This is a genomic window from Rhodococcus zopfii NBRC 100606 = JCM 9919 (assembly GCF_001895025.1).
Classification (GTDB): domain Bacteria; phylum Actinomycetota; class Actinomycetes; order Mycobacteriales; family Mycobacteriaceae; genus Rhodococcus; species Rhodococcus zopfii.
On sequence record NZ_BCXI01000016.1, the window covers coordinates 170,335 to 181,622 of the forward strand.

General features: G+C 68.0%; 10 protein-coding genes and 1 pseudogene. 5 read left to right on the plus strand and 6 right to left on the minus strand.

The annotated features are described in order from the left end of the window. Positions 1-14: 14 nt before the first annotated feature. Positions 15-1,208, minus strand: coding sequence for an AI-2E family transporter (locus tag RZ1_RS12635; protein WP_072812315.1), 1,194 nt, complete (start codon positions 1,206-1,208; stop codon positions 15-17). A gap of 186 nt (positions 1,209-1,394) precedes the next feature. Between RZ1_RS12635 and RZ1_RS12640 the strand changes: the two genes are divergently transcribed. From RZ1_RS12640 to RZ1_RS12655, 4 genes are all read left to right on the plus strand, one after another. Beyond that, positions 1,395-1,874 carry a hypothetical protein gene (locus tag RZ1_RS12640; RefSeq protein WP_072812366.1) on the plus strand — a complete coding sequence of 160 codons (480 nt, stop codon included), beginning with the start codon at positions 1,395-1,397 and terminating at the stop codon, positions 1,872-1,874. A gap of 28 nt (positions 1,875-1,902) precedes the next feature. Continuing rightward, positions 1,903-2,499, plus strand: a complete 597-nt coding sequence (locus RZ1_RS12645; protein ID WP_072812317.1) for a class I SAM-dependent DNA methyltransferase — start codon at positions 1,903-1,905, stop codon at positions 2,497-2,499. Between the two features lie 20 nt (positions 2,500-2,519). After that, a complete protein-coding gene (gene ychF / locus RZ1_RS12650) occupies positions 2,520-3,599 on the plus strand; it encodes a redox-regulated ATPase YchF (RefSeq protein ID WP_072812318.1) in 1,080 nt (359 codons plus the stop codon). 104 nt (positions 3,600-3,703) lie between these two features. Then, entirely contained in the window at positions 3,704-4,165 is a 462-nt protein-coding gene (locus tag RZ1_RS12655; protein ID WP_169917935.1) for an ISAs1 family transposase, read from the plus strand. A gap of 453 nt (positions 4,166-4,618) precedes the next feature. Here RZ1_RS12655 and RZ1_RS12665 read toward each other — a convergent pair whose 3' ends face one another. The 3 genes from RZ1_RS12665 to RZ1_RS12675 all read right to left on the minus strand — a co-directional run bounded on the left by RZ1_RS12665 (position 4,619) and on the right by RZ1_RS12675 (position 7,110). Next, the gene (locus RZ1_RS12665; protein WP_072812322.1) at positions 4,619-5,089 is read right to left on the minus strand and encodes a DUF6325 family protein; all 471 of its coding nucleotides are present in this window, start codon (positions 5,087-5,089) and stop codon (positions 4,619-4,621) included. Positions 5,090-5,404: 315 nt separating this feature from the next. Next, positions 5,405-6,640, minus strand: a complete 1,236-nt coding sequence (locus tag RZ1_RS12670) for a cation:proton antiporter (RefSeq protein WP_072812368.1) — start codon at positions 6,638-6,640, stop codon at positions 5,405-5,407. After that, positions 6,637-7,110, minus strand: a complete 474-nt coding sequence (locus RZ1_RS12675; protein ID WP_072812323.1) for a hypothetical protein — start codon at positions 7,108-7,110, stop codon at positions 6,637-6,639. The genes RZ1_RS12670 and RZ1_RS12675 overlap by 4 nt, the downstream gene beginning before the upstream one ends. 201 nt (positions 7,111-7,311) lie before the next feature. On the opposite strand from RZ1_RS12675, the gene RZ1_RS12680 reads away from it, so the two are divergent. After that, positions 7,312-9,666 carry an arylsulfatase gene (locus RZ1_RS12680; protein WP_072812325.1) on the plus strand — a complete coding sequence of 785 codons (2,355 nt, stop codon included), beginning with the start codon at positions 7,312-7,314 and terminating at the stop codon, positions 9,664-9,666. 10 nt (positions 9,667-9,676) lie between these two features. On the opposite strand, the gene RZ1_RS12685 is transcribed toward RZ1_RS12680, so the two are convergent. Continuing rightward, positions 9,677-10,627, minus strand: a complete 951-nt coding sequence (locus tag RZ1_RS12685) for a formylglycine-generating enzyme family protein (protein ID WP_072812326.1) — start codon at positions 10,625-10,627, stop codon at positions 9,677-9,679. 459 nt (positions 10,628-11,086) lie between these two features. Beyond that, a pseudogene (locus RZ1_RS30515) lies at positions 11,087-11,288 on the minus strand (guanitoxin biosynthesis MBL fold metallo-hydrolase GntH); the annotation flags it as partial.

An 11,288-nucleotide genomic window follows, 5' to 3' on the forward strand; every position in this document is an offset into this window, starting at 1 on the left:
CCCGGCCAGGTCGGTCAGGTCGGCTCGGGTGCCGAGCCTGCCCCCGGTGCGGGCAGGGCGAGGGATGCGTCCGGCTCGTCCGTCCCGGCAGCTTTCTCGTTGGCTGCTTCGACGCGTTCGTCGATCTGTTCGCCGACGTAGCGGATCGCCACGGCAGCGACCGCGGCAACCGGCACCGCGAGGAACGCCCCGACGATGCCGAACAGGGACGACCCGGCCGTCACCGCGAGCAGCACGATGACCGCGTGCAGGTGCATGCTCCGCGACTGCAGCACCGGCTGCAGCACGTTTCCTTCGAGCTGCTGCACCGCGATGATGATGCCCAGCACGATGATCGCGGTGGTCAGGCCGTTCGCCACGAGCGCGACGAGGACCGCCAGGGCCCCGGCGACGAACGCGCCGACGATCGGGATGAACCCGCCGATGAATGTGATGATCGCGAGTACCGGCGCGAGCGGAACACCGAGGATGACCAGCCCGAGACCGATGAAGAACGCATCGATGAGACTCACCAGCGCCTGGGTTCGGATGAACCCGCCGAGCGTGTCCCACATACGGATCAGCACCGCCTCGAGGTGCCGGCCGGCGCGGCCGCCGCCGACAGCATGCAGCCACGGCACGAACCGCGGGCCGTCCTTGATGAAGAAGAACGCCAGGACCAGCACCAGACCGAGCGTGACCAGCAGCGAGCCGGCGGTGCTGACCCCCGAGAACACGCCGCTGGCAATGGTCGCGGCGCTGCCCTGGACCTTCTCCACCACCGCCTGAACAGCCTTCTCGAGCTGCTCGTCGCGGAGGTTGAACGGCGGTCCCTGAATCCAGTCCTCCACCGTGTGGATGCCCTCGGTGGCCTTGTTGGCCAGCTCCGGGGCCTGCGACACCACCGACGGGACGATGCCGGCGATGATGCCGGCGACGATCGCGAAGAACACCAGCAAGGTGATCGAGGCGGCCGCCGCGGGTGGGATACGGCGTTTCATCATGCCGCGGGTCGGCGGCCACAGGATCGTCGAGACCACGATTGCGAGGGCGACCGGCAGCACGACCACCCACATCTTCTCGATGATCCAGCCGATGACGAGCGCGCCCGCCGCGATCAGGACGACGCATGCGGAGACCTTGGCGAGCCAGATGCCGCCGGCGCCGATGACCGCACCCCGGTCTACGGGACGAGCGGATGCTTCGGGCGTGGACTTCGTTTCGCTCAACGGGGATCCTTCCGACGGCCTGGTTCCGACAATCTAACCGAGCGCACGCCGTGTTTCTTGCTGCACGTGGGCGTCGCGTCGGACCCGCACGAATCGTCGGCGGGTCTCCGGACCGCGGGTTCAGTGCGTGCCGGAATTCGGCGATTCCTGCCGTTCGGCAGCGGAGCCCGTGGCACTCTCGGGGGCATGAGCACACGAAGCGTGGGATCCCGGATCCGGAAGTCCGTTCCGGCTGCCGTCGCCGCCGTCGCGGTCGCATGCACGCTGGCCGCGTGCACCTCCGAGGAGGACACCCCGGCCGGCGAGCAGCTGCAGTCGTCCGTGGGTGCGGTCATGACGAGTGTTCGCGAGCAGGCCGAGGGTGCCGTGTCGTCGGTGCAGAGCGCCGCGTCGAGCGCCGCCGAGCAGGCCGGCGGTGCGATCGATCAGGCGAAGCTCAGTGCGTTCGTCGGCACATTCCGCACCGCTTACCCGGACCTGGCCGCCGATCGGGAAACCCAGTCGATCGAGAAGATCGTCACCGACACGTGCCCGATGATCGAGGACCAGGCGCCGCAGGAGGATATCGACGCGACCGTCAAGGAACTCGCCACCAACGGCTCGGTGGCACCGACCGACGACCAGGCGGCGCGCATCGCGCAGCTCGTGAAGGTCGCCTGCCCGTAACGTCTGCCGGCTCGGTACGTTCGAGTGCATGAGCACCCGATGGCAGGCCGAGCGTAGCGCCGACGATTCCCGCGCCTACATCGAACGGTTCACCGATCTCGAGGCGTCGGGCGCCGACGTGCACGGCGAAGCCCGCTTCGTCGACGTCGTCCTCGCGCGCGGCAGCCGGGTCCTCGACGCCGGGTGCGGCACCGGCAGGGTGGGGGCCGAACTGGCCCGGCGCGGTCACCGGGTGACCGCCGTCGATCTCGATCCCGTGCTGGTCGACGAGGCCCGACGCCACCCCGAGCTGACCGTGCACCTCGCGGACCTGGCGACCCTGAACCTGCCGGGCGAGCCGTTCGACGCGGTCGTCGCCGCCGGCAACGTGATGGTGTTCCTGGAACCGGGCAGCGAACGGGCGGTGCTCGCCACGATCGCCGCACACCTGCGGCCCGGCGGGGTGTTCGTCGCCGGGTTCACCACCCGCAGCGCCTACCGCCCGGAGCAGTTCGCCGCGGATCTCGCTGCCGTCGGGATGCCCCTCGAACAGCGCTTCGCGACGTGGGATCTGCGTCCCTGGCGCGACGACACGGACTGGCTCGTCGCCGTCGCACGTCGTGCGGATGACGGACCCGGCGCGTGACCACGTAGAATGCTGATCCCGTGAGCCTTACTCTCGGAATCGTCGGACTTCCCAACGTCGGCAAGTCGACGCTCTTCAATGCGCTGACCCAGAACGACGTGCTCGCCGCGAACTATCCGTTCGCCACCATCGAGCCGAACGTCGGCCTGGTCGAGCTGCCCGATCCGCGGCTGAAAAGGCTCGCCGAGATCTTCGGGTCCGAGCGCATCCTGCCCGCCGCGGTGTCGTTCGTGGACATCGCCGGCATCGTCAAGGGCGCATCCGAGGGGGCCGGGCTCGGCAACAAGTTCCTTGCGAACATCCGCGAAGCCGACGCCATCTGCCAGGTGGTGCGCGTGTTCTCCGACGACGACGTCGTGCACGTCGACGGCCGCGTCGACCCGGCGTCGGACATCGAGATCATCGAGACCGAACTCGTCCTCGCCGACATGCAGACCCTCGAGAAGGCGCTGCCGCGTCTCGAGAAGGAAGCGAAGAAGAACAAGGAACTCAAGCCTCAGCACGAGGAGGCCGTGAAGGCTCAGGCGTTCCTGGAGGAGGGCAAGACGCTCTTCAGCGTCAAGGACAAGCTCGACTTCGCGTTGCTGCGCGAACTGCACCTGCTGACCACCAAGCCGTTCCTGTACGTGTTCAACGCCGACGAGGCGGTGCTCACCGACGAGGCGAAGGTCGCCGAGCTGCGCGCGTCCGTCGCGCCCGCCGACTCGGTGTTCCTCGACGCGAAGGTCGAGCAGGAACTGCTCGAGCTCGACGAGGAGGACCGGCAGGAGATGTTGGACTCGATCGGGCAATCCGAGCCCGGCCTGCACGCCCTGGCCCGCACCGGCTTCCACACCCTCGGTCTGCAGACCTACCTGACGGCCGGCCCGAAGGAAGCCCGCGCCTGGACGATCCACAAGGGCGATACCGCTCCGCAGGCCGCCGGCGTCATCCACACCGACTTCGAGCGCGGCTTCATCAAGGCCGAGGTCGTCTCGTTCGCCGACCTCGACGCGGCCGGGTCCATGGCCGCAGCCAAGGCAGCCGGCAAAGTGCGCATGGAGGGCAAGGACTACGTCATGGCAGACGGCGACGTCGTGGAGTTCCGCTTCAACGTGTAGTGGGGCCGAGAACTCCGAGCATTGGCTTCTGATGTCGGTCGCGATGGCCGGGGTGGGTGCCGGCGCCCCGCTCGTTCACTGCGGTCGCGGAATGGGTTCACGACGTGCCGGCAGATGTGCTGGACCGGCTCGGGATCGAGGGTCGGCCACCGTCGGAATCGACGACCCGACGCGCCCCCGGCCGTCTCGACGCCGCGGCGCTGGACCAGCGCATTGGGGTGGTTCTCGGGCAGGTTGAGGTCGGTGCGAAGACGAACGAGATCCCGCTGATCACCGATCTGCTCGATGCGCTCGATCTCACCGATGTGGTGGTCACCGCGGATGCATTGCACTGCCTGCGGGGCACCGCCGACCATATCGTCGGTCGCGGCGGACATTGCGTGTTCACCGTGAAGAACAATCAACGATCCCTGCAGAAATTGTTGAAGTCGTTTCCCTGGAACGATATTCCAGCCTTGCCGGAGCATCGCCACCGCCCTGCGGCACCACAGCCGCGACCCGCACCGGCCGATCGACCTACTTCACACCATCTGACATGCAATTGCATGACTTTGCCGGGGCCCTGAGGAGGAGGCGGTGGTGGTGGTGCGCTTCGGTCAGAAGGTGGCCCGCGGTGACAGCAACTGCAACTGGCCATTCGAGGAGCTCGAGAGCGACCAGGTGCCGATACCTGCGATGCGAGGTAGGCGAGCTGCTCGGGCGGCGGAATGCTGATGCGGAACCTGCGGATGCCGCCGTCATGTCGCCGCTGGACAGGTATGGACAGGAATGGCGCGATCGGCCCTCTGCGGTGTGGGCGGCTCCCCGACGGTGTGCACGCCGCCGGGGAGCCGGTTCGTGTTTCGACGGCGGCTCAGCGCCGGTCTCTGCGGTCTTCTCGTCGATCTTCCCGGCGGTCGGAACGCCGGCGGACACCGTGAGCGACGACCGCCGCCGTCGCGACGGTGGTGGCCGTACGGGCCACGGGTGCGGGTCCGATCACCGCGGCGCGTCGCATTCTCCTGGCTGCGAGAGGCATATCAGTCTCCTTCTTGCTCGTCGGCTTCGATTGCGGCCAGCAGGGCCTGCACGGGAATGCGGCCGCTGGCCACCAGCTGTCCGCCGGCGCGGCGTACCGCCGACGCGAACGGCGCGGCCCACAGGTTCTCCCAAACCAGCAGCGCCGCGGTGCTGCCGGGCTCGACGGCCGCGGCGACCGCCTCCACGTCCTCCTCGCTGAGCAACATCGCCAGCTCGGCTTCGTAGGAGCGCAGCGCACCGATCTCGCTCTCGTCCAGGTCGGCGAGCTCGAACGCTTCGAGTGATCCGTCGGCATCCTTCTTCAGTAACAGCAGATCCAGGACGCGCACTGTTCCTTGTTCGACGAGCTCGTCGAGCGCGGGTGCGATCTCCCCCCTGAACTTGCTGCCGGGGAACTCCACCACGATCCAGTCCACCGGACCGAGTTCGTCGACGTCGCCGCCGAGTTCTTGTCGGACTTGTTCGGTCATCCTGTCATCTCCTCTGCCGAGCTGTCGGGGTGAAATGCCAAGTACGGCAGCTCGTTCGCGGGTTCTTCGTGCGGCGGGCGGCCCGGGGACGGGCCGCGCCGTCCCGGACGGCCGGATTGTCGGAGAGTCCGATGACGACCTGGCAAGTCGGTCTGCCGATGTGTTCTACAGAGTCGACGCTAGACCTGCCGGCCGCACCCGGAATGGGGATCGGTGGAGGTCGTTCCATCCGATGACCTACGGCAGCGGATGGACCCGAAAAGGGCAGAACGCACGTTCCGGACGCCGGGTCGACCCGGTGCCGCGCCTTGACGTCTACGCCCCGTGGGCCGGCTGCTGTTCGGGTCGCGGGTTGCGGCGGAACCATGCGGCGTACCGGTCGGCGAGGGGAGCAGCGGTGGCCCCGTGCGCGAGGACCGACAGGCCCACGGTGATGACGGCGGTGAGCAGTAGTAGGTCCTCGTGGGGCAGGGTGCCGGGTTCTTCGAGAATCAGGATGACGAAGACGATGGTGGCCAGCCCGCGGGGGCCGAACCAGCCGACGAAGGCAAGGGTCGGGGGGCGGGCGTGGGTGCCGAGCAGCGCGAGCGCGACAGGCAGCATGCGCACGACGGTCAGGCTCAGCACGGCGTAGGCGAGCACCGGCCACGACAGGTTCCCGAGGGCCGGTCCCAGGAACACCGCGCCGAAAACGATGAACGTCACGGCGTTGAACACATCCCCGGCTTCGTCGATCAGGTGGGAGACATCCCCTTCCGCGCGGTGTCGGATCGTCCCGAAGGTCAGCCCACCGACGAACGCGGCGATGAATCCCGAGCCGCCGAGGGGCACGGCGACGGTGTAGGCCAGAGTGGCGGCGGCCACCGGCACGATCTGAACCCACAACGGGTCGATCGTGCGGTGGCGCCCGGCGAGGATGAGCACCGCGGCCGCGATGGCCCCGGCACCTACCCCGGCGAGGATGCCGTAGCCGATCTGCTCGGTGACCAACCGCACGGCCGAACCGCCGCCGATTGCCCCGGACTCGGCGCGCGCGATCGCCAGTGCGATCAGGAACAGCGGAACGCAGATGCCGTCGTTGAGGCCGCTTTCCACGTTGAGTCCCTGTCGCACCCGCGACGGCAGGAGCGGCAGGGTGACCACAGCCTGCCCGAGCGCGGCGTCGGTGGGCGCGAGGAGCACGGCGAGCAGCAGCGCCTCGGGCCAGGAGAGGTCGCCCAGGACGAGCACCGCGGCGCCGAATCCGGCGGCGATGGTCAGGGGTAGTCCTATGCCGAGAAGGCGTGCAGGGAGTGCGATCTCGGCTCGCAGAGCAATCAGGTTCACGCGGGAGGCGTCGGAGAAGAGCACGAGGGCGAGGGTGATCTCGGCGAGCAACTTCACCGTTTCGCTGGTGGCCTCGAGGTCCATCAGTCCGGTAGCTTGTGCGCCCAGCACGAGGCCGCCGACGGTGAAGACCATCGGCGCCGTGAGGGGAGTGCCGGCTACCCGTCCGGAGATCGCCGCGAAGACGAGCAGGATTCCGGAGATCGCCGGAAGCGCCCAGGTCACGATGCTGCCTCCGAGGGCGGCGGGCGGTGGACGGGGGCGTCGGCCGTCCACCGCTGTTGTCCGAACGGCTCGAGCATCGCCTCGAGATCGTCGCGTGCGCACGCCAATTCGAGCGTCGCGCCGTTGTCGTGCCGGAAGCGAACCGCGACCGGGTCGTCGATCCGCTTCGCCGTTGCGGGGTCGATATCCGACGGTCCGCTCTCGACAGCCTGGATTCCGCACAGACCGGTGCGGGCGAGGAACGGGTTGCCGCCGTGAAGCACCAGGACCGCGTGGATCCAGTGTCCGACGCCGGTGATCCGGGAGAACTCCGACTTCAGTCCCGGAACCTGGCCGGAGACGACCCGGACCTTGCAGCCGAATCCGCCGGGTAGGTGCTTGACCCGGTGGCGTCCGCGCAGCAGGATGCCGAGCGCGATTGCGCAGAACCACAGTGGAATTCCCAGGAACGTCAGGATGATCCAAATCATGGTCCGAGTCCTTCTCGCCTCGCCGCAGAGGTCTCCGGCGCCAGATGGACCTGAGGGCGGCGTGGTCACATTCTGCCGGATCCGGGGCACCGTGCGAAGAACTTCGGCGGATCGGGCAGTTTGCATGTTCGGCGATCAGGCCGGTTGCTACGCTCGGGGTTCCGGAGGCCGGCAGGTTTGCTCGAAATCAGGAGCGTCGCCATGGCAGGAACTCACCGCGGAAAGATCGCCGTCGACATTCGCGACTCCGTCCCGAACTGGGCACCGTATCTTCCCGCGCAGGCACCCGAGGGCGCCCCGAACGTCCTGATCATCGCGTGGGACGACGTCGGGTACGGCAGCATGGACATCTTCGGGGGCCCGATCGAGACACCCACCATGCGCCGGATCGCGGACCGGGGTGTGAAGTACTCGAACTTCCATACCACCGCGCTGTGTTCCCCAACCCGGGCGTCGCTGCTGACCGGGCGTAACGCGACGACCAACGGCATGGCGACCATCGCCGAGTTCAGCGCCGGGTTCCCGGGCATCTCCACCCACATACCCTTCGAGAACGGGTTCGTCTCCGAAGTGCTGGGTGAACGAGGGTGGAACACCTACTGTGTCGGCAAGTGGCACCTGACCCCCGGCGACGAGATGAACATGTCGGCGGTCAAGGCCCGGTGGCCGTTGGGCCGCGGGTTCGAGCGCTTCTACGGCTTCCTCGGCGGCGAGTCGAGCAGCTGGTTCCCCGACCTGGTGTACGACAACCATCCGATCGACGCCCCCGGAACTCCGGAGGACGGCTATCACCTGTCGAAAGATCTGGCGGACAAGGCAATCGAGTTCATTCTCGACGCCAAGGCCGTCGACCCGGACAAACCGTTCTTCATGTACCTGGCACCCCAGGCCGGGCACGCCCCGCATCATGTGTTCACCGAATGGGCCGACCGGTACAGGGGAAAGTTCGACCAGGGCTACGAGGCCATCCGCGCCGAGATCCTGCAGCGGCAGAAGGACCTCGGGTTGCTGCCCGAGGGCACCGAGCTTTCCCCGATCAATCCGCACGGGGAGCCGGCCACCACCGGACCCGACGGACAGCCGTGGCCGCTGCTCGACACCGTCCGGCCGTGGGATTCGCTCACCGCCGACGAGCAACGCCTGTTCGTGCGGATGGCCGAGGTCTTCGCCGGCTATATCTCCTACACGGACGACCAGCTCGGCCGGGTGATCGGCCTGCTCGAAGCGACCGGCGAGCTCGACAACACCCTCATCGTCGTGGTGTCCGACAACGGTGCCAGCGGTGAGGGTGGGCCGAACGGATCGTTCAACGAATGGCGGTTCTTCAACGGGATTCCCGACACCACCGAGGGCACCCTGCCGCACCTCGACGAGTTGGGCACACCCGCGTCGTACAACCACTACAACACCGGCTGGGCGTGGGCCTTCGACACCCCGTTTCCGTACTGGAAGCGTTGGGCCGGCTACGAGGGTGGCGTCGCCGACATGTGCGTGCTCTCGTGGCCGGCGCGGATCGACGCCTCGGCAGAGCCTCGCCCACAGTACGTCCACGCCGTCGATGTCGTCCCGACGATCTACGAGTTGCTCGGCATCACCCCGCCCGAGGTCCTGAAGGGGTACACCCAGAGTCCGCTCGAGGGCGAGAGTTTCGCGGCCTCGCTCACCGATCCCGCCGCACCGGGCAAGGACGTGCAGTTCTACGCGATGCTGGGGCAGCGCTCGCTGTATCACGACGGGTGGCTCGTCTGCTCTGTGCATCCGCCGCTGTCCGGGTGGGGTCACTTCGACAAGGATGTGTGGGAGCTGTACCACCTGGCGGAGGACCGGGCCCAACTGCACGATCTCGCCGACGCCGAACCCGAGCGGCTGGAAACCCTGAAGAGCCTGTGGTTCTACTACGCCGGCCGCTACCACGGGCTGCCGCTGGACGACCGCAGCGCCCTCGAACAGGTGCTCGCTGAACGCCCCCGCCCGGGAAAGCCGCGCGACCACTACGTCTACTACCCGGACTGCGCTGACGTCCCCGAGGCGGCCGGTGTCGTCATCACCGGACGGTCCTACACGATCGCCGCCGGTGTCCACGTGGACTCGGCCGATGCCGAGGGCGTCCTCTACGCTCACGGCGGCATTGCCGGCGGCCACAGCCTCTACATCAAGGAGGGTCGTCTGCGCTACGCCTTCAACTGGGTCGGCACACACCTGCAGACCGTGGTCGCCGACCGGGACCTCACGCCCGGCGCCCACGTGTGCACCGCCGAATTCGCCGTCTCCGGGAAGAACACCGATCCGGCGATGCCGGGATTCGCCGGCACCCTGACCCTCTACGTCGACGATCACCAGGTGGCCACCGGTGAGATCGTCACCCAGCCCGGGGGGTTCTGCCTCGTCGGTGACGGCATCTGCGTCGGGCGCGACAGCGCCTCGCCGGTCACACCGGACTACGTGTCCCCGTTCCGCTTCACCGGGGGCACGATCGACAAGGTCGTCGTCGATGTCTCCGGCGAACGCTATGTCGACCACGAGGCGCAGGTGCGGGCCTGGTTCTCGATCGATTGACCGGCGCTGCTCAGCGGCCGCGGACGATGCAGCGGAACCCGATGTGGCAGGTGGATGTTTCCGCGCTTTCCCCCTGCCTGGCTGCAGGCCGGTAGCGCAAGCAGTAGTTCGGGGCGCAGAGGTGCGATCCGCCCTTGATGACCCGCCGGGGGTGGGCCTCGGCACCGGTCTCCGGCGCGAGCGTGCGCGGATCGGCGGGAATGCAGCACGCCGTCGCTGGGGCGGTCTCACGTCCGTCCGCACCGTGGCGGGCGGTGAAGTGGTCCGTCGTCCATTCCCAGACGTTGCCGGCCACGTCCATCAAGCCGTAGCCGTTGGGCCGGAAGCTGCCCACCGGGGACGTGCCGACGTACCCGTCCTCCGCGAGGTTCTGCCACGGGAACTCGCCCTGCCAGGTGTTGGCCAGGTACCGCCCCTTCGGGGTGTACTCGTCGCCCCACACGAACCGGGCCCGATCGAGGCCACCCCGCGCCGCGAACTCCCACTCGGACTCGGTCGGCAATTCCTTGCCCGCCCACCGAGCGTAGGCGAGCGCGTCGTAGTGGGACACGTGTGTCACCGGATGGCGCTCGCGGCCGCCTACCGAACTTCCGGGGCCCTCGGGATGGCGCCAATCCGCATCCGGCACCCACGACCACCACCGGCGATAGTCGTCGAGTGGTACGCGCTGGGCGGGCGGAGTGAACACCAGCGACCCGGGTACCAGCAGCGCCGGGTCGGCATCGGGATACTCGGCCGGCTCGGGCGCGACCTCGGCGGTCGTGACGTAACCGGTGTCCTTCACGAAACGCCGGAACTCGGCGACGGTCACCGGATGGGTGTCCATCCAGAACCCGCCTACACCCACCTGGTGGACCGGACGCTCCTCGGGATAGAACTCCTCCGACCCCATCCAGAACGTCCCGCCCGGAATCCAGCTCATGTTCTTCGGTGCGCGGCCGGCCGACGCTGCAGATTGCATGCTTCGAGTATCCCGGAACCGGCTCACTGGTTTCCGGTAGCGAAGTCTGTTGCAGGTCCTCGTCGCGGTGGGCCTGCCAGTGGCGTGCCTCGAATTCGGCCCGGTGGAACGTGTCCGAGCTCGCCATGGAAACCTTGGTTCGGCCGATTCGGCCCTCGTGCGCGGCGTCGTCGCGTCGGCTTGCAGGGTGGGCCGGAACTCGATCGTGGTGACGAGAAGCTGCACGATTCGCAGATCGATTCGAAGCGGCAGTCCATGTTGAATCGCCCCCCTCCGACAGACCCGGGGCGATTCACGGTATCGCTACGAGACGCGTCGACACGCCCGCTGCCCGAGGGCCCGTGCGTTGCGGACAATCCCGCGAAGACCATCGGGACGATCAACGCCCCTCACGTCCTCGATATGGCTGCGGGTGGAACTCACCGCGAGAGACCTTCGGTCGTCGAGCGCATCAACTGCTCAGTCGGTGATGAGCGCCTCCGACCACCATGCCGGGGGAGGCGGCGGAGCGGACAAGGGCGGACCCGTCACCTTCGTCGGGCCGACAACAGGCCAGGCCGCCGGATCGACGGTGGTCTGCCTGGCGATCACGGTGTCCGCCCCGATATCGAACACCGTGAGGTCCTGCGCAATTGTGACGGGTCCGTCGTACCGGGCTCGC